General features: G+C 70.2%; 22 protein-coding genes. 10 read left to right on the forward strand and 12 right to left on the reverse strand.

Annotated features, from left to right (window positions below; genetic code table 11):
- Positions 1-18 precede the first annotated feature (18 nt).
- Positions 19-1512 (forward strand): APC family permease, encoded by a 1494-nt coding sequence (locus ACH4YL_RS04930; RefSeq protein WP_398504903.1) that lies wholly within the window; start codon positions 19-21, stop codon positions 1510-1512.
- A 12-nt stretch (positions 1513-1524) separates the two neighbouring features.
- Here ACH4YL_RS04930 and ACH4YL_RS04935 read toward each other — a convergent pair whose 3' ends face one another.
- Positions 1525-1914: a hypothetical protein gene (locus ACH4YL_RS04935; protein WP_398504905.1), complete on the reverse strand. Its 390-nt coding sequence runs from the start codon at positions 1912-1914 to the stop codon at positions 1525-1527.
- A 793-nt stretch (positions 1915-2707) separates the two neighbouring features.
- Between ACH4YL_RS04935 and ACH4YL_RS04940 the strand changes: the two genes are divergently transcribed.
- A complete protein-coding gene (locus ACH4YL_RS04940; protein ID WP_398504907.1) occupies positions 2708-3205 on the forward strand; it encodes a lamin tail domain-containing protein in 498 nt (165 codons plus the stop codon).
- 161 nt (positions 3206-3366) lie between these two features.
- Here ACH4YL_RS04940 and ACH4YL_RS04945 read toward each other — a convergent pair whose 3' ends face one another.
- From ACH4YL_RS04945 to ACH4YL_RS04965, 5 genes are all read right to left on the reverse strand, one after another.
- A complete protein-coding gene (locus ACH4YL_RS04945; RefSeq protein WP_398504908.1) occupies positions 3367-3813 on the reverse strand; it encodes a hypothetical protein in 447 nt (148 codons plus the stop codon).
- Positions 3814-4008: 195 nt separating this feature from the next.
- Entirely contained in the window at positions 4009-4431 is a 423-nt protein-coding gene (locus ACH4YL_RS04950; RefSeq protein ID WP_398504910.1) for a hypothetical protein, read from the reverse strand.
- Between the two features lie 48 nt (positions 4432-4479).
- A complete protein-coding gene (locus ACH4YL_RS04955; RefSeq protein ID WP_398504911.1) occupies positions 4480-4887 on the reverse strand; it encodes an SHOCT domain-containing protein in 408 nt (135 codons plus the stop codon).
- A gap of 110 nt (positions 4888-4997) precedes the next feature.
- Complete coding sequence (locus ACH4YL_RS04960; protein ID WP_398504912.1) at positions 4998-5195, reverse strand: hypothetical protein; 198 nt, start codon at positions 5193-5195, stop codon at positions 4998-5000.
- A 109-nt stretch (positions 5196-5304) separates the two neighbouring features.
- On the reverse strand, positions 5305-7971 hold the full coding sequence (locus ACH4YL_RS04965; protein ID WP_398504913.1) for a LuxR C-terminal-related transcriptional regulator: 2667 nt from the start codon (positions 7969-7971) through the stop codon (positions 5305-5307).
- 177 nt (positions 7972-8148) lie between these two features.
- On the opposite strand from ACH4YL_RS04965, the gene ACH4YL_RS04970 reads away from it, so the two are divergent.
- On the forward strand, positions 8149-9516 hold the full coding sequence (locus ACH4YL_RS04970) for a diacylglycerol/lipid kinase family protein (protein ID WP_398504914.1): 1368 nt from the start codon (positions 8149-8151) through the stop codon (positions 9514-9516).
- A 48-nt stretch (positions 9517-9564) separates the two neighbouring features.
- Here the strand turns inward: ACH4YL_RS04970 and ACH4YL_RS04975 are convergent, their stop codons facing one another.
- Entirely contained in the window at positions 9565-10419 is an 855-nt protein-coding gene (locus tag ACH4YL_RS04975) for an ABC transporter permease (protein WP_398504916.1), read from the reverse strand.
- On the reverse strand, positions 10416-11417 hold the full coding sequence (locus ACH4YL_RS04980; protein ID WP_398504918.1) for an ATP-binding cassette domain-containing protein: 1002 nt from the start codon (positions 11415-11417) through the stop codon (positions 10416-10418). The genes ACH4YL_RS04975 and ACH4YL_RS04980 overlap by 4 nt, the downstream gene beginning before the upstream one ends.
- A 133-nt stretch (positions 11418-11550) precedes the next feature.
- Here ACH4YL_RS04980 and ACH4YL_RS04985 point away from each other — a divergent pair, with 133 nt between their 5' ends.
- The 3 genes from ACH4YL_RS04985 (at position 11551) to ACH4YL_RS04995 (ending at position 14620) form a co-directional block, all read left to right on the forward strand.
- The gene (locus ACH4YL_RS04985; RefSeq protein ID WP_398504920.1) at positions 11551-12747 is read left to right on the forward strand and encodes a sensor histidine kinase; all 1197 of its coding nucleotides are present in this window, start codon (positions 11551-11553) and stop codon (positions 12745-12747) included.
- The gene (locus ACH4YL_RS04990) at positions 12744-13520 is read left to right on the forward strand and encodes a response regulator (RefSeq protein WP_398504922.1); all 777 of its coding nucleotides are present in this window, start codon (positions 12744-12746) and stop codon (positions 13518-13520) included. Before ACH4YL_RS04985 ends, ACH4YL_RS04990 begins: the two co-directional genes overlap by 4 nt.
- Before the next feature lie 320 nt (positions 13521-13840).
- Entirely contained in the window at positions 13841-14620 is a 780-nt protein-coding gene (locus ACH4YL_RS04995; protein ID WP_398505598.1) for a maleylpyruvate isomerase family mycothiol-dependent enzyme, read from the forward strand.
- A gap of 88 nt (positions 14621-14708) precedes the next feature.
- Here the strand turns inward: ACH4YL_RS04995 and ACH4YL_RS05000 are convergent, their stop codons facing one another.
- The 3 genes from ACH4YL_RS05000 to ACH4YL_RS05010 form a co-directional block, all read right to left on the reverse strand.
- Positions 14709-15161, reverse strand: coding sequence for a phospholipase (locus ACH4YL_RS05000; protein WP_398504924.1), 453 nt, complete (start codon positions 15159-15161; stop codon positions 14709-14711).
- A 352-nt stretch (positions 15162-15513) separates the two neighbouring features.
- On the reverse strand, positions 15514-16194 hold the full coding sequence (locus ACH4YL_RS05005) for a response regulator (protein WP_398504926.1): 681 nt from the start codon (positions 16192-16194) through the stop codon (positions 15514-15516).
- A complete protein-coding gene (locus tag ACH4YL_RS05010; RefSeq protein ID WP_398505600.1) occupies positions 16191-17342 on the reverse strand; it encodes a sensor histidine kinase in 1152 nt (383 codons plus the stop codon). The genes ACH4YL_RS05005 and ACH4YL_RS05010 overlap by 4 nt, the downstream gene beginning before the upstream one ends.
- Before the next feature lie 183 nt (positions 17343-17525).
- Between ACH4YL_RS05010 and ACH4YL_RS05015 the strand changes: the two genes are divergently transcribed.
- From ACH4YL_RS05015 to ACH4YL_RS05025, 3 genes are read left to right on the forward strand one after another with little or no spacing between them, the layout of a single operon-like run.
- On the forward strand, positions 17526-18461 hold the full coding sequence (locus tag ACH4YL_RS05015) for an ABC transporter ATP-binding protein (protein ID WP_398504927.1): 936 nt from the start codon (positions 17526-17528) through the stop codon (positions 18459-18461).
- A complete protein-coding gene (locus ACH4YL_RS05020) occupies positions 18458-20011 on the forward strand; it encodes an ABC transporter permease subunit (protein ID WP_398504929.1) in 1554 nt (517 codons plus the stop codon). Before ACH4YL_RS05015 ends, ACH4YL_RS05020 begins: the two co-directional genes overlap by 4 nt.
- Positions 20008-20823, forward strand: a complete 816-nt coding sequence (locus tag ACH4YL_RS05025) for an ABC transporter permease (RefSeq protein WP_398504931.1) — start codon at positions 20008-20010, stop codon at positions 20821-20823. The genes ACH4YL_RS05020 and ACH4YL_RS05025 overlap by 4 nt, the downstream gene beginning before the upstream one ends.
- Before the next feature lie 95 nt (positions 20824-20918).
- Here the strand turns inward: ACH4YL_RS05025 and ACH4YL_RS05030 are convergent, their stop codons facing one another.
- Positions 20919-21548 carry a GNAT family N-acetyltransferase gene (locus ACH4YL_RS05030; protein WP_398504933.1) on the reverse strand — a complete coding sequence of 210 codons (630 nt, stop codon included), beginning with the start codon at positions 21546-21548 and terminating at the stop codon, positions 20919-20921.
- A 128-nt stretch (positions 21549-21676) separates the two neighbouring features.
- Here ACH4YL_RS05030 and ACH4YL_RS05035 point away from each other — a divergent pair, with 128 nt between their 5' ends.
- Complete coding sequence (locus ACH4YL_RS05035) at positions 21677-21997, forward strand: GYD domain-containing protein (protein WP_398504934.1); 321 nt, start codon at positions 21677-21679, stop codon at positions 21995-21997.
- Positions 21998-22042 lie beyond the last annotated feature (45 nt).

The raw sequence follows: 22042 nt of genomic DNA on the forward strand, positions 1-22042 counted from the left end.
CAACCGGAGCGAGGGAACATGGCCGACGACACTGTGGACGCAGTCCCGCCTGCCGGGTTGAAGGCCAACGCGATCAACTTCGTCGACGCGCTCGTCATCGGGCTCAACGCCACCTCCCCGGCGTACTCGCTGGCTGCGGTCATCGGCCCGATCGTGGCGCTCGTGGGCATCTACGCCCCTGGCGTGATGTTCGCGTCGTTCGTGCCGATGCTGTTGATCGCGTCGGCGTTCTACTACCTCAACAAGGTCGACCAGGACTGCGGCACGACGTTCTCGTGGGTCACCCGGGCCATGGGGCCCTGGGCCGGGTGGCTCGGTGGATGGGCCATCGCGATGACCGGAGTCCTGGTGGTCGGGTCGCTGGCGGACGTCGCCGTTACCTTCGCCCTGCTCGCCTTCGGCCTCGACAGCTGGGTCGACAACGACTTTGTGCGCCAGTTGCTGACCGTGCTCCTCATCCTTGTGATGACGGCCGTGTGCGTCATCGGCATCGAGGTGTCGTCCAAGGTGCAGAACGTCCTCATCCTCGCGCAGATCGCATTCCTGCTCATTTTCGTCGCGGTGGCGCTCTACCGTGTCTACGCCGGTACGAGCACGTTCGACTTCATCGAACCGTCGATCGACTGGCTGAACCCCTTCGGGGCCGGAGGCGCGGCGCTGACCGGAGCCCTGCTGCTGGGCGTGTTCATCTACTGGGGCTGGGAGTCGGCGGTCAATCTCACCGAGGAGACGGAGGACTCCGCCACCGCTCCCGGCAAGGCCGCCGTCTGGTCGACGATCGTGCTGCTGGTGACTTACGTGTCGGTCGGTTTCGCGGTCGTGGCCTACGCGGGGACGACCTTCCTGGCCGACAACGCCGAGGAGGAGGAGTTCATCTTCGCCCTGCTCGCCGGCGAGGTGATGGGGCGCTGGGACTGGGTCGTACTGCTTGCGGTCTCGACGTCCGCGCTGGCCTCGACGCAGACGACGATCATCCCGGCGTCGCGCACCGCCTTGTCCATGGCGCGCCGTCAGGCGCTGCCGCAGCATTTCGCACGTATCCACCCGCGGTTCCACACGCCCGACGTGAGTACGTGGTGGGTCGCCGGCATCGCCATCGCCTGGTACGTCGTCGTCAACCGGATCAGCACCAACGCCCTCTTCGACTCGCTCACGGCGCTGTCCTTGCTGATCGCGTTCTACTACGCGCTCACGGGCGTCGCCTGCGCGGTCTACTACCGCCGCCATCTGACCGAGAGCGTCCACAACTTCGTGCTCATCGGCATCGGCCCGCTGGTCGGCGCCGGACTCCTGACGTGGCTGCTCGTGAAGTCGGTCTCCGACATGTCCGACCCGGCGAACTCCTACACCGGAACCTCGTGGCTCGGGCTCGGCCCGCCGCTTGTCATCGGCATCGGCATCGCCGTCGCGGGTCTGGTTCTCATGGTCGTGTGGCGGCTGATGGCACCCGCCTTCTGGTCGGAGCACGCGGGTGTGGTCGACCCCGAGCTTGTGCACGACAAGGAGTCCTGAAGCATCGGTTGCTCACACCGCGGCGGCGCGTGATCGCACGGCCAGAGCTGTCCAGACGTCCCGGTCGTGCGGCAGTTCCACGACCTGTGCTCCGGCGGCCCGCAGAAAGGCCGTGACGGCGCCCGACCTGCGGTCGTCGAGGGAGAAGACCCATGGTCCGGGGACCAGGACCGTGTGGATGGCGCCCACCGACGCCTGGGCGAGCAGCCGCCGCAGCTGGGGCTGAACCATCCGGTGGGAGACGCCGTTGTCCAGAAAGACATGCGGCGGATGGAGTCCGAGTACGTCTGCGTGCACCTCCAGCGCGCGCACATGGAGTGCCATGCGCCAGATGTCGTAGGGGAAGCAGCGCAGGTAGGCCGCGGTGACGGTGCCGGGCTGGTGGGCGTGCGTGCTGGTCATGGGGCGTTCCTTGCTGAGCGAAGAGCCGTGGCGGCCCTGCGATTCCGCTCGTCTTGCGCCCGGTGCCTGAAGGAGGCCGGGACGGGCGCCGACGCTCGGTGAAGGCGTGGCTGTACGTGTCCGGCGCGATGTCGCCTGGTGGACGGCATGACCGGACGGGAATTGGCCGGGCCTGCGATCGCCGCGATCGGCAGCGCTGACGGGCCTGCTCTCAGGGCCTTCCCGCAAACAAGGTTCCGCTCGGGGAGCGGATGGTGCGGGCCGCTGCGGCTCTGTCGTTCCGCTCCACGGTCCACCACTCACCTCTCACAATGGACCGAACCTCACGCAATGTCTAGACCACTGCAAATACTCCGCATCGCGACATTCGGCGCCGCACCCGAGCCGTACCCGAGGAGCCTCCCGTTCCCGGACATCCGTACGACACCGCGTCGCCTGTGCGAAGAAACGTTCAGAGGTGTCGTTACGAGATGCCGTCCGCCGTCCGGATGACACACCGGGTGCCCCACGCGGCGGTACGCCGCGGCACGCAAGGGCTTGCTGTTGACCATTGAACGGATCGGTGCAGCGATCAGTGAATGTCAGGGTCACGTTCGCGCCTATGCATGACCGATACAGGCGATTGTTACGGAAATATCCGCAAACTGTAACGCGCGCCGATTGACCCGCTATCAGACCTCGTGACGCCTCAGAGTGTGGTCCTCGGCCCAGCACGGGCCGGGAACCTGCAACTCGCATCGCTCCACTTGCTCTCAGCAGCGTGTGGAGCACTGTTCTTGAGGAGACGTCACCTATGTCTGCTTCTCGCACCACCCGCCGTATCGTCGCGACCGCCCTCGCGACCGGCGCCGTCCTCTCCGCCGTCGCCCTGCCGGCCTCGGCCAACGACAACGACCGCTACCGCGACCGCGACCGCGACCGGCACCACGGGCAGTCCCGGGTGAGCATCAGCGACGTGCAGGCCGACAGCCCCGGACGCGACAACCGCAGCAACCGGTCCCTGAACGCCGAGTGGGTCGAGATCACCAACAACGGCCGCCGCAGCGTGGACCTGGACGGCTGGACCCTGCGCGACGAGGACGGCAACCGCTACCGCTTCGACGACGTCCGCCTCGCCGGCCGTTCCACCGTCCGCATCCACACCGGCTACGGCCGCGACACCCGCACCGACCTCTACCAGGACCGCCGCAACCACATCTGGGACAACTGGTCCGACACCGCGACCCTGCGCGACGACCGCGGTCGCACCGTCGACACCGAGTCATGGGGCCGCGGGCGCAACCACCACTGATCCAGCCGATGAGGGTCGTCCGGTGTCGACACCGGACGACCTGCCCCTCCAACGGCCGCGTGCCCCGGGCAGCCTGATCTGCCCGGGGCACAACAGTGTCGAGTACCGACAGGTCGCCGCTGCCGGACGTCAAGGATTCATCGGGGAGCAGCTGCGTCGGCTCACCGTCTCCGGCCCCGCCCCTCGGGGAACTGGCCCAGGTGGACCGCGCCGTGGACGACCCGCGCAAGCTCCCGGGCGTCCTCGGTGAACGTGTCGATGCGGATCCTGTCCCCGCTGTGCAGCCGGATCTCACAGGTGAAGCCCATGCCCCGGGCCTCGGCCAGCGGACGGCCGTCGTCGCCGCCGGCGCCCACCTGCGAGATGTCCTCCCAGGGGATCAGTGTGGCGTCGCCCGCCACCCGGTGGGTGAGCCCTCGCTCATGGATGTCGAAGCACTGCTCCCGGGTGCGGAACGACTGCATCAGCCGCCAGCTGCCCAGACCCAGACCCGCCAGGCCGACCCCGAGCAGCAGCCCCGCCAGCTGCGGCGCACCCTCCGTACTGCCGATGGAGGCGACCGCCACCGGCACTCCGAAGGCCATGCCCACGGCCCCGACGGCCAGCATGATCCCTGCCTGCCGCAGGCGCCGGCTGCCGTCCGTACGGTGTTCTCGAACGAACCCTCCCAGCCGCCTGGCCGCATCCGTGCGCCGCATCGAGCCCCCCTATAGCGTCGTGGACACCTCAACCGTGCGCCTCAATGGTGCGCCTCTTTGCCCGTCCTTTCACCCCCGCCCCCCGCGGGGATGAACGGGCGGACCTCATCCGGTCATGGTGTCTTTGTTGACGACGCACAGTGCCCAGATGACAAAGGCGTACAGCGCGATCGCGATGACCGACCAGACCGGGTAGTACGGCAGGGTCAGGAAGTTCACGATGATGAGCAGGCCCGCGAGGCCCACACCGACGATCCGCGCCCACATCGGCGCCCTGAACAGGGCGAGGCCCACGAGGACGGCGACGGCTCCGAGGATCAGCTGGAACCAGCCCCAGCCGGTCAGATCGAATCGGAACACGTAGTTCGGTGTCGACACGAAGATGTCGTCCTCGGCGATGGCCATGATGCCCCGGAAGACGTCGAGGACACCGGTGATGATCAGCATGACTGCGGCGAACACCACGAGTCCGCCCGCGACCGATTGGGATGTGTCGGACGTGTGCCTCGCCTGCGTTGCCTGTGACATGGCGTTTCCTCTCTTGACCAGATCGGCGCCGGTTGGGTGAGCGTGGGCTCAGTGCAGGATCTTTTCCTTGGCCCGCTCGAATTCCGCGTCGGTCAGCTCGCCCTTGGCCTTGAGCTCGGAGAGCTTGGCCAGCTGGTCCGCCCCGCTGCCCGCGCCGCCTGCCGTGTCCCGGATGTAGGTGTCCATGGCGGCTTGCTGCTGCCGTGCGTGGTTGATCTCGCGATTGCCCATGCTCTTGCCCCGGACGATCACGTACACGAGCACGCCGAGGAACGGGATGAGCATCACGAAGAGCAGCCATCCGGCCTTCGCCCATCCGCTCATGTCGTCGTCCCGGAAGATGTCGATGATGATCCGGAACAGCAGGACCAGCCACAACACCCACAGGAAGATCCACAACACGGTCCAGAACGCGCCCAGTACCGGGTAGTCGTACGCCAGGATCAAGCCGTCCATCGTTTCCTCCAGCCGTTTGGCTCGGAACAAGGTCTGATCCCCTCCAGCGTCCGCTCGCCCGCACCACCGGTCCTCACCCGCGGAGGGTGATTCGTGTGCCCCTCGCCGGGTCAGTCGGGCAGCTGGCGCATCTCGACGACGTGCAGGCCCAGGTCCTGGAAGCGGACGAGCAGCCCGTAGAGATGCGCCTCGTCGGTGACCCGGCCGAAGAGCAGTGTCTGCTGTGGCGCGAGCACCTTCTCCAATTCGGGGAAGGCATCAGCGACCGTCAAGGAGAGCCGGCCGGTAATGCGGAACTCGTATCGCATGGGCGCACTTCCCATGTCTGGGGGATCGGTCCTCTCTCGCCCTTCGCATGGTCCCCGCCGAACCGCACGGCGGCATCACCCGGACCAGGTGATACGAGGCGCCAAACGATCACAGCAGATTGAATTCCTTCGCCCGGCGGACCGCCTCGCCGCGCCGGGAGACCGACAGTTTGCGGTAGACGCCCTTCAGATGCGTCTTGACCGTGTTCGCCGACAGATGCAGCTCCACGGCGATCTCCTCGGTCGACATCATCTGCGCGGCAAACCGAAGCACCTCGCGCTCGCGGTCGGTGAGCCGCTGGACAAGAACCGGGCCCGATGACGTCTCGGCCAGCCAGGCGTACGTGTCGGCGAGTTCGGCCCGGCGCTCCAGCAGGTGCCGCAGCCAGGGATCGGCTTCGGCGAAGGGACGGCGCAGCTGTTCGGGTCGGGCCGCGCTCAGCGCCTGGGCCAGCAGGCCGTCCGCCGTCGCGAAGTCCTTGGCCAAGGTGGCGGCATGGGCCTGCAGCAGCAAGGAACGGACCTGGTCGGCAGTGCCTGCGTCGGGCCGGTTGCTCAGCGGCGCCAGGAGACGCAGAGCGCGATCGGTCTCTCCCGCGGCCAGGTGAGCCGCGGCGAGGGCGACGGTGGCGGCCGGTGAGCCGGAGCCGACGTCGCCCAGAGCGCTGATCGCCTCCCGGGGATCGCCGCAGGCCAGATGGACGGCGGAGCGGGCGACGGCTCTGCGCTCGGCCGGCCAGGGCGGCGGCGGCTGAGGTCCGGACGGCCCCTCGCCTCGGCCCGATAGCCGTGTCTCGCCCTCGGATTTTTCCGCGGCCTCGATGGCCTCCAGCGCCTCTCGCCAGTTCCCGTACGCCAGGTCGAGCCCGGAGCGGATGATCGCGTGCTCGGTGGCGCAGAGGGGATCGTGCTCGGTGTCCGCCGAGTCGGCACAGAGGCCGAGATGACGCTGCGCACCCCAGAGATCGCCCTGTTCCGATGCGACGGTGGCCAGCGCGAGATGGCAGAGCCCGGTGCGCTCGGCCGGCGGCATGCCGCCCTTCTCGGCGACGGAAAGAGCCTGCAAGGCATGCCTCTCCGCCTCGCCCAGTGCCCCGGTCACGCTCTCGACCAGGGCCAGCTCCCCCAGACAGCGGTGCCGGACGGCCTGTGTCACATCGGGGCCGCAGCTCTTCACCGCGTGCGTGAAGGAGGTGCGGGCGTCGCCGAGGCGTCCGGCCAGCAGGAGCGCCCGGGCCAGCCCATAGCGACGCAGCGCCTCGAGCTCCGGGTGTTCCGCCAGTCTCGGCCCCGCCAACTGCGCCATGAGGTCGCCTGCCTGCCCGGCCAGAACCTCGGGTGGCGGCGAAGACACGGCGGAGGGACCCGCGAGGAGCCGTAGCAGCGCTTCGGCGAGCAGCGCTTCGGCCGGCGGCTCTGCTCCGGCGGCCGTGCTCCGCAAGTGCTCCCCGGCCCGGTCGAGTTGCGTACGGCAGCCCGGCGCGTCGTGTTGTGCGAGCGCGCGGGCCGCCGCGACGAGGGCCGGGGCGGCGCCGGCGACGTCCACGGGCATGCCGGAGAAGAGCCGCTGGAGCCGGTGGGCGTCCGGGCCGGTGAGGAAGCGTCCGATCGCGAGGTGGTCGACGGTCAGGGCGGCCGCGTACTGCCACTCACCCGCCTCGGTCGCGTGCTCCAGCGCTTCGGTGAGCCGCCCCGAGTCGGCGAACCAGCGCGCCGCGACACGGCGCAGCTGAGGTTCGAGACCGGGCCGGCTGCTGCGCAGATGGGCGCGGAGCACTTCGGCGAACAGCGGGTGGCAGTGGTACCAGGGCGTGTCCCCGGTCCGTTCGACGAAGGCGTTGGCGCGGGTGAGCCCGGCCAGGATCCACTCGGCGTCCTCGTGCCCGGTCAGCGCGTTCGCCAGCTGCGGGTGCACGCGCTCCAGGATGCTCGTACGCACCAGCAGATCCCGGGTGGCGGCGGGCTGGGCGTCGAGCACTTCGGAGAGCAGGTAGTCGGCGACGACGCTCTGGGACGCGGCGAAGGACCGGGCGAAGCTGTTCGGGTCGTCGGCGCTCTGCATCGCGAGGGCGCACAGTCTGAGCCCCGCCGCCCAGCCCTCCGTACGGCGGGTGAGGGCGCTGACGCTGTCGTCCTGCGGGGCCACGCCGTGCCGCTTCAGCAAGGTCGCGGTCTCGTGCTCGTTGAACGCCAGGTCAGCGCCGCGGATCTCGCAGATCCGGTCTTCGGCGCGGTAGCGGTGCAGCGGGAGCAGCGGATCGAATCTGCTGATCAGCACGAGGCGCAGCTGTGGTCGCGCATGGCTCACGACGAAGTCCAGGCCGGACGCCACCTCGCGGGACGGTGCCCGGTCGAGGCCGTCGAGGACCAGGACCACCGGGTGGTTCAGGCGGGTCAGAGCGGCGGCAAGCCGGGCCAGCAGCGAGTGATCGACGGTGCCCGGCCGCGCCGGTGTGCCGACATCGTCCGGCAGCGGCACGTGCTGGTGGCGGAAGGCCGCGACGACATACGCCCAGAACGCGCCGGGGACCCGGTCGTCGCCCTCGACGGTGAGCCACACGACCGGTCCAGGCGTCGCGGCCTGAACCGCCCACGAGGCGGCGAGTGTGGTCTTGCCGGCGCCTGCCGGACCGGTGATCAGGGTCAGCGGCCCGGCCGTACCGGCGGTCAGCCGGTCCTGCAGCCGCCTCCTGGTGACGAACGTCCTGGGAACCGCGGGGACGGCGAATTTCGCGGTGAGAAGAGGGTCGCCGTCCGGCGTCTGCTGTGCCCTCATACGGGCGGGGCGGAGGTCTCCCCCGCCGTCCGCCGGTGCTGAGGCTGCGCTAGGGGGCATTGGCGTTTCCGTCCGGCCATTCAGTAGCTCAAACCGGATCACACTGGTATGAACAGCACAATCGTCACAGGGCGTGCTCATGATCGCCACGCGGGCGCAACGAGGGGCGGAAGGTGAATGGACACGGACACGGTTGGAGGCGGGCACGGCAGCGCGGCACAGCGCTGGGCCGCGCGTTCGGCACTGGCGGCCGGGGCAGCGGCCCTCGTGGTGCTGCTGGTGTCTGCCGGGCTCAGAAGCATCGCGCTGGTGGCTCTCTGGGTGGGCGGACTGGCCGTCGGCGCTGCCGGCGTGTGGTGGGCGCTGAGCCGTCGCGGACTCGTCAGGGCAATCGGGTTCACACTGGCCGCGGCGGCACCGGCCGTGGTGCTGGCGCTCTGCGTCGTGGCCGGCCTGCTGTGGGAGATGCTGGTCTCCGCCGCCCTGTGGGCCCTGGCCGTCTGGGTCGGCAGGATCGCTCTCAGAGGAGACGGCAAACCGTCCCGCACACAGGAATCCTCGACCACACCGCCCGTACGCGCCTTCCTGATCATGAACCCGCGGTCCGGCGGCGGAAAGGTGGTGCGGTTCGGCCTGAAGGAGAAGGCCGAGGCGCTCGGGGCCGATGTCCTGCTGCTGCCCGCCGATCATCAGGAGGACGTCGTCGAGCTGGCGCGCAGAGCCGTGGCCGACGGCGCCGACCTGCTCGGCGTGGCGGGCGGCGACGGCACACAGGCCCTGGTCGCGGGCGTGGCGGCCGAGCACGGCGTTCCGTTCATGGTCATCCCGGCCGGCACCCGCAACCACTTCGCCCTGGACCTCGGACTGGACCGGGAAGACCCCTCGACATCGCTGGACGCGCTGACCGACGGCGTCGAACTACGCATCGATCTCGGCTTCGTCGGCGACCGCGCCTTCGTCAACAACGCCTCCTTCGGCGCGTATGCGGCCGTCGTCCAGAGCCCCGCCTACCGCGACGACAAGATCCGCATCATCATGCAAATGCTTCCGGACCTGCTGACCCACCAGGCCGGTCCCCGGCTGGTGGTGCACGCGGGCGACGTGACCATCGACGAGCCTCAAGGCGTGCTGGTCAGCAACAACCCGTACCGGGTGGACGATCTTGTCGGACTCGGGCGCCGGGACCGGCTGGACTCCGGCTTCCTCGGCGTCCTCGGCATCCAGGTCGACAACGCGGCTCAGGCGGCCGGCATGCTCCGCGGGAAGAACGCGAGTGGCCTGACCGTGCTGACCACCCATGAACTGGTCGTCGACGCCGACGAACCCGAGGTCCAGGTCGGCGTCGACGGCGAGGCACTGACCCTGCCCACGCCCGTGCGCTGCGGGATCCGGCCGCGGGCCCTGCGCGTACGAGTGCCACGGAACCGCCCCGGCCTGCCTCTGTCGAAACCGCCGATGGACTGGCGACGGCTGCGGACGCTGGCGCTGACGATGGGGCGGGTTGCGGTGGGCACAGGGGCCGGGAGCAAAGGGGCCGGGCGGTAGCGCGTCGCGGGCGGGACGGTGGCGCGCCCGGCTCGGGCTCCCGCGGCGTCACAGATCGCGGCGGCGCACCATCACCACCGCGAGGACTGCCGCGGCAAGCGGCCACGCGGCGAACACGATCCACGCCTCGGTGATCGTCTCCGGGTACTTGCCCGGGTCGAAGTGTGACGCGGGGTTCTCGACCAGGGCCTCCCATGCCGTGAGAGGCATGGCATTGCCGATCTCCGCGACCCATCGGTACGTATCGCCCTGGAACAGCGCCGGCAGCAGGAGCAGCACGCCGACGACAGCGACGACGGTGCCCGTGGCGTGCCGGATCAGCGCGCCGAGTGCCATGCCGACCAGGGCGCAGAGCGGTGCGAGGAGCGCGGACGCCACGACGGCCCGCAGTGCGCCGGGATCGCTGACCGACAGTCCGCCGTGTTCGCGCAGGAGCGCCTGGCTCACACCGAACGAGGCCGCGGAGACGGCCGTGCCGAGGACGAGCATCACCGCCGCCACGACGGTCACCTTGGCCGCCACCACCGGACCACGAGCGGGGACGGCCGTGAAGGTCGTACGGATCAGTCCGCTGGTGTACTCGCCGAAGACCACGATGGCGCCGACGCTGCCCGCGATGATCATGAGGATCTGGTAGGCGGGATCCACGAAGGCGGTCGACATCGGATCGAAGCGGAACTCGGGATTGAAGGGGTCGGCGGCCGGCTGGTGTGCCAGCCGACTAGCGTTGGACCGGGCCGAGTTCACATTGATCCCGATGACGACGAGCGCGCCGACCCCTAGGACCCAGTAGGTGGAACGCAGCGACCACAGCTTGATCCACTCGGCGGCGAGCAGCTGCCGGAACCGGCCGCGGGACTCCGTTCGCTGCTCGGGGACGACGGGAACGACAAGGGCGGTCATCGTGCCTCTCCTGCCCGTGACTCTTCTGCTCGGGACTGTCCTGCCCGTGACTCTTCTGCTCGGGACTGTCCTGCCCGTGACTCTTCTGCTCGGGACTGTCCTGCGAGGAATTCGACGCTGTCTGCGGTGAGTTCCATGAACGCCTCCTCCAGCGATGCGGTCTTGGGACTGAGTTCATGCAGCAAGATCCGGTGCCCGAAGGCGAGTTCGCCGATACGGGCCGCGCTCAGCCCGGTCACCGTGCACACCTCGTCGCCGCCCGGCTGCACCGAAGCGCCTTCGGAGGTCAGCACGGCCGCCAGCGCGGCGGTGTCGGGAGTACGCACGGTCACGCGCAGCCCGGTGCCGCGGGCCGCGAAGTCCGCCGGGCTCTCCGCGGCGATCAACTCGCCCCGGCCGATGACGATGAGCTGGTCGGCGGTGTTCTCCATCTCGCTCATCTGATGGCTGGAGACAAAGACGGTGCGGCCCTCGGCGGCCAGCCGCCGGAACAGGCCGCGCACCCACAGCACGCCCTCCACGTCCAGGCCGTTGAGCGGCTCGTCGAACAGCAGCACCGGTGGATCGCCGAGCAGCGCGGTGGCGATGCCGAGGCGCTGCTTCATGCCGAGGGAGAACCCGCCGACCCGGCGCCGCGCCACCTCGGCGAGGCCCACATCCTGGAGCACCTCGTCTACTCGCCTCCGCGGGATGCCGTTGCTCCGCGCCAGCGCGGACAAATGCGCCGCGGCGCTGCGCCCGCCGTGCACATCGCCCGCGTCGAGCAGCGCGCCGACGTGCCGCAGCCCGCGCGGACGGTCCCGGAACGGGCGGCCGTCAACGGTGGCGGTACCGCCGGTCGGATCGTTCAGGCCGAGGATCATCCGCAGCGTGGTGGTCTTGCCGGCCCCGTTCGGGCCGAGGAACCCGGTGACATGCCCCGGGCGCACCGTGAAGCTCAGTCGGTTGACGGCGGCGGTCCGCCCGTAACGCTTCGTCAGTTCGTTGACTTCGATCACCCGGCCAACGGTGCCGGGCGCCGCACCCGCACGGCATCGGGCCGGCGATCACATTCGCGGCGGCGGCTGTAGCCCGTGGGCGTACGCCCACGGGCCGATGCCCCGGCGGGCAGCACGCGGCTACGATCCGCGCATGTCGCCCCTGCCACGTCCGCCGCTGCTCAAGCGCGTCCCGCCGGGCGTGTGGATGGTCCTCGTCTGGTGTGCGGTCACCGCGTACACCATCGTCATCGAGGAGCTGCCGGGCTGGTCGCGGTGGTCCTTCCTCTTCGACAGCCAGGGGAACAATCCGCCGCGCTGGCCTCAACTGGCCGTCGCCTTCGTGATGGTGCTGTGCGCGGCGCTGCCGCGCCGCCGACCGCTGGCGGCCCTCGCCCTGCTGCTCGCCGGAACGATCGTCTCGGCGGTCGCGCTGGGCGTGAAGGACATCCCGCTGCTGCAGTTTCTGGCGGTCGACATCGCTCTTTGCTTCATCGCCGCCACCCGCAGCCGCCGCACCTCGGTCACCGCGGCCGTCATGGCGCTCGTGGTGCTGCTCGGATATGCGGTCGCGCGGGTGCTGCTCGGGATGCCCATCGAGACCTCGACCGTGCTGATCGTCGCCCTGACGACCGTCATCGTCTGGCTGATCGGCAATTCGATCCACCAGAGCCACCAGCATGCCGAGACACTGCGGGCCCAGGCCGCGGACCGGGCGATCACCGCCGAACGGCTCCGGATCGCCCGCGAGTTGCACGACATGGTCGCCCACAGCATCGGCATCATCGCCATCCAGGCGGGCGTGGGCAGCCGCATCATCGACACCCAGCCGGCTGAGGCCCGTAACGCACTGTCCGCCATCGAGGCCACCAGCCGCGAGACGCTGTCGGGGCTGCGGCGGATGCTCGGCGCCCTCCGCCGGTCCGGTCCCGGCGAAGAGGCACGGCCCGCACCGCTGGACCCGGCGCCGGGCCTGGCGGACGTCGACCGGCTGGCCGCGAGGACGCGGGACGCGGGCGTACGCGTCGATGTGCGGTGGCACGGAGAACCTCGTCAGCTGCCGGCGGAGATCGACCTGTCCGCGTTCCGCATCATCCAGGAGGCGGTCACCAACGTGGTGCGTCACGCGGGCACCGGACACTGCCGGGTGTCCATCGGCCACCAGGACGACGAGGTGTCCGTCGAGGTCGTCGACGACGGGCGGGGCGGCGCGGTCGAGGGCACCGGATACGGCATCGCGGGGATGCGCGAACGAGTCGGCCTGCTGCACGGCCACTTCACCGCCGGGCCCCGCCCGGAAGGCGGCTTCCGGGTGGCGGCCCGGCTGCCGGTGCCGACGGGGATCCGATGACGGACGAGGCGGAGGCGGGCGAGGCGGAGGCGGGCGAGGCGGAGGCGGGCGAGGCGGAGGCGGGCGAGGCGGAGGCGGGCGAGGCGAGGACGGGCGAGGCGATTGGGGTCGAGCCGAAGGCGGTCCGCCTCGTACTCGCCGACGATCAGCCACTCGTACGCGCCGGCCTGCGCGTGCTCATGGCCGACACCCCCGACCTCGACGTCGTGGCCGAGGCCGCGACCGGCGCCCAGGCGGTCCAACTGGTCAGGGACGTCCGGCCCGACGTCGTGCTGATGGACATCCGGATGCCCGGCATGGACGGAATCGAGGCCACCCGGATGATCACCACGGGTCCCGGGACGGCACGTGTCCTCGTGCTGACCACGTTCGACGACGACGATCACGTGTATGCCGCGCTGCGGGCGGGCGCGAGCGGATTCCTCGTCAAGGACATGGCGCTGGAGGACATTCTCGCGGCGATCCGCGTCGTCGCCGCCGGGGACGCACTGATCGCGCCGAGCGTCACCCGCCGCCTGATCGAGGAGTTCGCCGCCCGCCCCGAACCCGCACCGCAGCCACGGCCGGTCGAGGGCATCACCGGGCGGGAATGCGAGGTGCTGACGCTCGTCGGACGCGGCATGTCCAACAGCGAGATCGCAGGCCACCTCGGCATCAGCGTGGCCACCGCGAAGGCGCATGTGGCACGGCTGTTCACCAAACTCGACGCCCGCGACCGGGTGCAGCTGGTGATCACCGCGTACGAGGCGGGCCTGGTGGCACCGCCTCGGTGAACGCGCACAACTTGCGCGGCTACAGCAGGAAGACCAGCCCGACCCCACCCGCGCCCCCGGCAATCAGCCAAGCTGGGTGTCGGCTCCCGCCATGCCGCGGCGCACCGCGCGTGGGAGGAGGGCTGGATCTGACGGGTGCCCGCGTTCCTGCTCAGGCGCTTGTTCTGGCCACCGATGCCTGGTTGTGTACCGCACACGATTTCGAACGGTACGAGGCGAGGATGGGAGCCGTGGCATCGGTGACAGGGCAGAACGCTGGTCAGGAGGCCGGCCGGGACGCCGGTCAGGACGCCGGTCAGGACGGACGCGGCACGCTTCCCGTGGGGCTTGCGGACGCGATACGCGCCACCGCCGAGGAGATCGCCGCCTTGCTGCGCGGCGTTCCCGACACGGACATCCCCGTACCCCGGTCGGAGTGGAGCGTCGGCGCGGCGGCGGCCCATCTGGCGCAGGCCAATGAGCTGATGGCCGATGTCGCTGCCGGGCACGAGCGCCGCTATGGGGACGGCACTCCACAGAGCCTGGCCGCTGCCAATGAGCGTGCGCTCGCCGAGTTCGGCGAGCGCGGGGCCGATCCGCTGGCGGGGATGATCGTGGAGCAGGCCGAGGCCTTTCTCAGAGCAGTTGACCAGCACGCGGTGGAGGGGACGGTGGTCACCCCGCTGGGGCCGATGAGCCGGGCCGAACTGGGCTCGTATCTGCTGACGCACCTGCTCGGCCACGGCTACGACCTCGCCCGCGCGCTGGGGCGCCCGCACATGATCGACCGCGCCCGGGTCGAACTGAGTCTGCCGTTCATGATCACGGCCATGCCCCGGGTCGTCAACGCCACTGCCACGGCCGGGCTGACCGCCTGCTACACGGTCCGCCTGTGGGGCGGGGCCCGCTTCGGCGTCACATTCACCGGCGGTGCCGTCGCCGTGAGTCCGCAGCCACCGAGCCGCCCGGACTGCACCATCCTCACCGAGCCGGTCACCTTCCTGCTCATGGCGCTCGGCCGCTGCGACCCGCGCGGTGCCATCGCCAGGGGTCGCGTACTCGCCTGGGGACGCAAGCCGTGGCTCGCTCCCCGCTTCCCGACACTCTTCACCGCGCCCTGAACGAGACCGCTCTCAACGACACGGCTCTGAACGACACCGAGTCCGGGCGCGGGGTGCGGCGCACCCGCGTCCGGACTCGGTGGCAGCATCAGCCGAAGATGTCGACCGCGTGGTAGTACGTCCAAGCCGTGCCGTTGCAGGCCGACTTGGTGGCGCCCGAGTAGTTGTTGCAGACGCGCTTGAGGTCCTCGTAGAAGGCGGAGTCGATCCGGGCCTTGTTGGCGGAGAAGGAGCCGGCCGCCTTGTAGTTGCGGTAGCCGAAGTCGTGACGCGCGCAGGACATCTGGAACGGGAAGCCGAAGGGGTTGTCGGGCGAGGAGCTGCAGTAGTCCGTCGACCAGTCGAAGCCGTACGCGGCCCACGCGCCCTGGTTCTGGCGGGCGGCGCTCCAGGCGTTGTAGCTGGAGGCGCTGGTCTGGGTCCAGGAGCTGAGGACCTGGGGCTTGTCCGCGGGGGCCGCCGAGGCGGACGCGGCGGGGATCAGGGCCAGGGGTACGGACAGAACGGCGGCGGAGAGGGGTAAGGCGTAACGACGACGCATGCGTGACCTCCATGGGTGGGGGGCCGTGCTTCCCCGTGGGATCTCACGGGGCGAATCCAGCGTGACGTCATGTCCCTGTCATGCAAAGCCCAAATAGGGCACGCATAAGGGGATTTCTGAAGTGATTCGCCGCCAGAACCGCAGATGTTCAAGGAAAGAGAGGTTTCAAGGCGGCCGGGCCCCATACATGGCTGCTCCATGGCGCTGCCGGAACACCGGACGAGCAACCCGATGGCGCGGGTGACGCAGTTGACGCCACCCATGCGCCACGCCGGTCGGCCGACTGTGGTCACGGTCGGCTTCAACCGCGAGGCCAACCGCGAGGGCCTGCCCTTGGGACCAGGCCCCGGGTCTATCCCCCGGCGCCTGGCACCACCAGCCCCGATTCGTACGCCGCGACCACTGCCTGCGTACGATCCCGCAGCCCCAACTTGCTCAGCACCCGGCTCACATGGGACTTGACCGTCTCCTCGCTGACATACAACCGGGCGGCGATCTCCGGGTTGGACAGTCCTTCGGCGATGAGCCGCAGCACCTCCGTCTCGCGCGGGGTGAGCGCGGCCAGCGGTGCGGCAGGGGCAGCGGACTGCTTGCGGCGCAGCCGGGCGAACTCGTGGACGAGGCGGCGGGTGACGGTCGGCGCGAGCAGCGCCTCGCCCGCGGCGACGATCCGTACGGCGTCGAACAGGTGCTCCGCCGTGACGTCCTTCAGCAGGAACCCGCTGGCACCGGCGCCCAGCGCGTCATAGACGTGCTCATCGAGGTCGAAGGTGGTCAGGATGAGGATCCGCGGACCGGCGCCGTCCCCGGCGGCGGTGCAGATCTGTCCGGTGGCCTCGATGCCGTCCATGCCCGGCATCCGGACGTCCATCAGCACGACATCGGGACGCTGCTCCCCGCAGACCCGTACCGCCTCGGCGCCGTCGGATGCGGTGCCGACCACGGTGAAGTCGGGCTGGGTGTCGAGGAGTCCGGCGAAGCCGGCCCGTACCACCTCGTGGTCGTCCACGACGACGATCCTGGTGCTGGTCATCGGACGGCCTCCGAGACCGCTGCGGGGAGCCGTGCCTCCACCAGGAAGCCGCCGCCGGGCGCCGGTCCTGAGCGCAGCTCGCCACCGACCGCCGCGACACGCTCACGCATCCCCAACAGGCCATGGCCGGAAGGCCTGTTCTCTGCGGCCGGCCCCGGTCCGTTGTCCCTGATCCGCAACTCGAGTGCCTCCGGGGCGTAGCGCAGTTCGACATCGACGGCCGCACCCGGAGCGTGCCGCCGGGCGTTCGTGAGCGCCTCCTGGACTATGCGGTACGAGGTGAGCTCGATGCCCGGGTCGAGCGGTGCCACCGGTCCGCTGACGATCAGCCGGGTGCTGGCCCCGGTGGCCTCGCGGGCCTCGTCCAGAAGTTCATTGAGCTGGGTGAGTCCGGGCTGGGGCTTGCGGGTGACCGGCGGCGCGCCCGCGTCCTCGCGCAGCACCCCGAGCAGCCGCCGCATCTCCGTCAGCGCGGCCCGGGCGGTGTTCCCGATGTCCAGCAGCCGCTTCGCCCCCGCCTCGGGCATGCCCGGGGTGGCCAGCCGGGCGGTCTCCGCCTGCACGGAGATCATCGAGATGTGGTGTGCGACCACATCGTGGAGCTCGCGGGCGATCCGGGCACGCTCGCCGCGTGCCGCATGCTCCAGCAGCGTGTCCGCGATGGCCCGTTCGGTTGCATCGCGCGCCACCGCCTCCGCGCGCGTGCGGCGGCCGATGCCGTCGGCGGCCGCCGCAGCCGCGAACACGGCGACCAGCACTGCATAGACACGGACGCCGGTGGTCTCGGGATCGGCGAGCGCCACCGCGACATACGGCAGCACCATCAGCACCGCGAGCCGGCGGGAGCCGCGGTTGCCGAGGCGGTGCAGAACGAGCAACTGGGCGGCGAGCCCGGCGAGCGTCAGGCATTGGAAGCCGGCGAGCGCCAGCACGCTCGCGGCGGTGACGGTGACGGCTGCGGTGGTCAGATGCACCCGCACGAGCGCGGCCGGGGCTGTGGTGCAGAGAGCGAGCAGCAGCGCGAGCGGCAGATTGGCCTGGATGCCCGCGGCGCGGACAGCGATCTCGAAGGCCGCGAGCAGCGCGAGCACCGCCGCGACCCCTGCCGGCCCGTCGGCGGATCCCGCGATCCGTTGCGCCCCGCGCATGATTCCTTCACTCACGCAGACCATTGTCCCGGCGCGAACGCCCGATTACGTCCCCCTGGCCAGCAGTCCTCACATCCCCCGCGCGAGGGACGCGACAAGGCGGCTGTCCCTCAGGTCAGGGGTGCCGAAGAGCCCTCCCTCGCGTGACGACCGGGGGCGCCTGGTTTCTCTAGCCTTTTTCGCATGCAGGCAACCATCGAAGTTCAGGGATTGCGCAAGCAGTTCGGGCAGACCGTCGCCGTCGACGATCTGTCCTTCACCGTGCAGCCCGGCCAGGTCACCGGCTTCGTCGGGCCGAACGGCGCGGGCAAGTCCACCACGATGCGCATGCTTCTCGGCCTTGACGCGCCAGACGCGGGCAGCGCGCTGATAGGAGGGCGTCCGTACGCAGCGCTGCGCCATCCGCTGACCGAGGTGGGGGCTCTGCTCGACGCGGCTGCCGTGCACCCGAGCAGGCGCGGCCGTGACCACCTGCTGTGGCTGGCGCACTCGCATGGGCTGTCGGCGGGCCGGGTGGACGAGGTGCTGGAGAGCGTCGGCCTCGCCTCGGCGGGGAGGCGGCGGGCGGGCGGTTACTCACTGGGCATGCGACAGCGGCTCGGCATCGCCGCGGCACTGCTCGGCGACCCGCCGGTGCTGCTCCTGGACGAACCGGTCAACGGCCTTGATCCGGAGGGCATCCGGTGGATCCGCGGCTTTCTTCGCGCACTGGCGCGGGAGGGCCGTGCGGTGTTGGTGTCCAGCCATCTGATGAGCGAGCTCGAGGACTCCGCCGACCACCTGGTGGTCATCGGCCGCGGCCGGCTCATCGCCGACACCTCCGTCGCCGGACTGCTGGCCGCGGCCTCGGGCGACCGAGTTGCGCTGCGTACGTCCGCGCGTACGGAAGCGATGGCGCTGCTGGCCCGCGAGGGCGGGACCGTCGCCGCCAACGGGCAGGAATCGCTGACCGTGACCGGGCTGCCGGCGGAGCGGATCGTCTCGCTGCTGGGCGCCGGCGGGGTGCCGTTCTCCGAGGTCAGTGCGCACCGGGCGACGCTTGAGGAGGCGTACATGGAGCTGACTCGCGACGCGGTCGAATTCCAGTCCGCCGCGGTGAACGGGGAGGACGCGCGATGACCACTCCCACCACTCCCGCGAATCCTCCCGCTCCTGCCGTCACCCCCTACCGCTCCCAACTGGCTTCCGCACGTGCTGGTTTCCCACAGCTGCTGCGGGCCGAGTGGACCAAGCTGCGCACCGTAAGCAGATGGGGCGCCACTCTGCTCGCCGCGGTAGTGGTCACCGTGCTCGTCTCGCTCCTCTCCGCGTACAGCGGCAGCAGCAGCTTCTCCGGGAACCGGTCCGCGCCCCCGGTGGGCCCGGACGGCACCGTGGTCTCCGACAACTTCCCCTTTGTGCACCAGCCGTTGACCGGAGACGGCAGCATCACCGCGCGGGTGTCCCCGTTCACCGGCCGCGAGGGCTCCATTGCTCCATGGGCCAAAGCCGGAATCATGATCAAGGAGAGCACCAAGCCGGGCGCGCCCTACGTCGCGGCCATGATCACCCAAGGGCACGGAGTCCGGCTCCAGTCCAACTTCACCCATGACATTGCGGGGGGCGCCACCAACGACGACGAGCCGCACTGGCTGCGGCTCACCCGCTCCGGCGACGAGCTCACCGCGTACGAGTCGGCCGACGGCAAGGACTGGAACAAGGTAGGCACAGCAAAGCTCACCGGGCTGCCGCGGACCGCACAGGCAGGTCTGTTCGTCGCCACACCCGGACAGGTCCGTGTGGAGCGACAGTTCGGCTCCACCTCGGTCGGTTCGGAGCCCGCCGAGGTCACCGCGTCCTTCGACCACCTGACGGTGGACGGCGGCCAGGGCGGCTGGCTGCAGGACGACATCGGCGAGGTCCTCCCCGAGGGCAGCGAGGAGACCCAGGGGGCGACGGAGAAGTCGACGGAGAAGTCCGGCACTTGGACGCTGACCGGCTCGGGCGACATCGGCCCCTTCACCCCGGAGACAGACCTCACGCAACAGTCCCTCAGCGGAGCCCAGATCGGGCTGATCCCGCTGGCCGCGTTGGGCGTGCTGTTCATCACCGCCGAATACCGCCGGGGCATGATCCGCACAACACTGACGGCCAGCCCGCGTCGGGGCAGGGTGCTTGCCGCCAAGGCCGTCGTGCTGGCGGGAGCCGCATTCGTGGCCGGACTTGTCGCCGCCGTCCTGTCCTTCCTGCTCAGCGAACCCGCATTGCGGGAAAAGGCCCCCAACCCGCTGTTCCACCCCGAAGCGGCACTCACCGACGGCCCGGTACTCCAGGCCGTCGTTGGAACTGCCGTGCTGCTGGCCGCCGTCGCCGTACTCGCGCTGGCCGCGGGCGCGCTCCTGCGGAACACGGCGGCAGCGATAACGCTGATCGTGATCCTGCTGGTACTTCCGGTCCTCCTCCTCTCCGGGCTGCCGCTGGACACCGCGAACTGGGTGATGAAGCTGACGCCACTCGCCGGATTCGCAGTGCAGCGGACGCTTCCGGAGTACGCCCACACTGACGACATCTGTCTGCCCGAGGACGGCTGTTACCCGCAGGGCCCGTGGACGGGACTCGCGGTGCTGTGCGCCTACGCGGCCCTCGCCCTGGGCCTGGCCATCTGGCGGCTGCGGAGGCGGGACGTATGACGGGCGGCCCTACGACCCGCCGTACAACGGGACACACGAGCGGTGCCCTGCACGCGGAGTGGACCAAGCTCCGCACGCTGCCGAGCACTTGGTGGCTGATGCTTGCCGCCGTGGCGCTCATGGTGGCGCTGGGGGCGATGGCCACCGGCTCGGTGACCACAGATCAGTGCCCGTCCCCGACCGAGTGCCACGAGGACACGGTCAAGCTGAGCCTCACCGGAGTCTGGCTCGGTCAGGCGGTGGTCGCCGTCCTCGGGGTGCTGGCGATGAGCAGTGAGTACGGCACGGGAACCATCCATGCGACGCTGACGGCGATACCGGGCCGCGTCCGCGTCCTCGCCTCCAAGTCGGTGATCGTCACTGCGGCCGCACTGGCCACAGGCGCAGTCGCCGTCCTCGCCTCGCTCCTCGTCGCCCGGCTGATCCTCCCCGGCAACGGCTTCAGCGCGGCCCCGCTCTCCCTCGCTGAAGGCCCGACCCTCCGCGCCGCCACCGGCACGGTGCTCTACCTCGGCCTGATAGCCCTGCTCGCTCTGGGGGTGGCGGCGCTCGTACGGGACACGGCGGGGGCAGTCACATCGGTGCTCGGACTGCTCTACGCCTTCCCCGTCGTGGCGGAGCTGGTCGCCGACGAGCGCTGGAGCGAACGCCTCCAGAAACTGACGCCCACCTCGGCCGGCCTGTCCATCCAGGCCACCGAGAACCTGGACGCCCTCCCGATAGGCCCCTGGCCGGGCCTCGGCGTCCTGACGGCCTGGTCGGCTGCGGCGCTGCTGGCGGGAGCGGCGGTGTTCAGGCTGAGGGACGCGTGAGCGGACGGGGCTGTGCCCCTGCCATGCCGGAACCGACCGCTTGGTTCCCCATCGGCAGGTGGCTGGGTGTGGCGGTGGTTCGGAGATCGCGTACCTCAGTGGCCAGGGTTCGGCCCGGAGCTCAACGTGCGGCGGACCAGGACGCGTCCCGTCGGGGTAGGGCGGGCGACCTCCTCGAAGCCGGCGGCGAGGAAGAGCGGCAGCGTGCCGGTGTAGGAGCCGGAGGGGCTGCGGCGGGTGGTGGCGGGGTCGACGGGGACCGCCTCGACGACCCGGCCGCCGCGGCGGGAGATCTCGTCGAGCGAAGCCGCGAGCAGAGCGCGCGTCACCCCGCGGTGCCGCCACTCCTCGAGCACGAAGAAGCAGGGCAGCACCCAGGGGTCGTCGTCCGCCGGCGTCCGGCCGGTGGCGCCCTGAGGAGCGGAAGCCGTGTCGCGGGTGGTGTTCAGCCGCGGAAAGGAGCTGCGCCGGTCGAGGGCGCACCAGCCGACCGGCTCATCCCCGACGTACGCCAGCAGCCCGGGAAAGCGGTCCTCCGCCAGAAGCGCCTGGGCCTCGACGCGCCGGGGACGGATACGCGGTTCGTTCTTGCTCTCACGCCACCAGAAGCACCAGCAGCCGCGATTGCCACCCATACGGCGGCACAGCGTGGCGAAATCGTCCCACCGGCCCTGCGTCAGCGGCGCGATGTCGATCGTCCGTGGCGGGGTGTCGTCGTGCGGCATCGGACGCGGTCTCCTCATGGCGGACGGCGGCAGCCTAGGGCCTTGCACTCATAACGACGTAGGAAGCGAAACAGAGGAGAATCCGACCAAAGACCACAAATCATGACGTATGCGAAAGGCGGCGTCCGATGCCTAAGTACCTTGTCAAGGCCACGTTGACCGTGGACGGGCTGAAGGGCCTGCTCAAAGAAGGTGGCACGGCCCGCCGTGAGGTCGTCGAGCGCTTGGTCCAGAGCCTCGGTGGTCAGGTCGAATCAATGAACTGGGCATTCGGCGGCGACGACGTCTACGTCATGGTGGACCTGCCGAGCAATGTCTCCGCAGCGGCCATGGGCCTGGTCACGTCGGCGGCCGGCGGCGTTCACACGAGCACGGTCGTGCTGCTGACGCCTGAGGAGATCGACGAGGCGGTCCGCCAGAAGGCGGAGTACCGCGCCCCCGGCGACTGACGCACCGGATTCGGCAGCCCCGGGTTGCCCCCGCCCTGCATTCCT

Origin of the sequence: Streptomyces sp. NPDC020681 (assembly GCF_044334895.1) — a bacterium.
Taxonomy (GTDB): Bacteria; Actinomycetota; Actinomycetes; order Streptomycetales; family Streptomycetaceae; genus Streptomyces.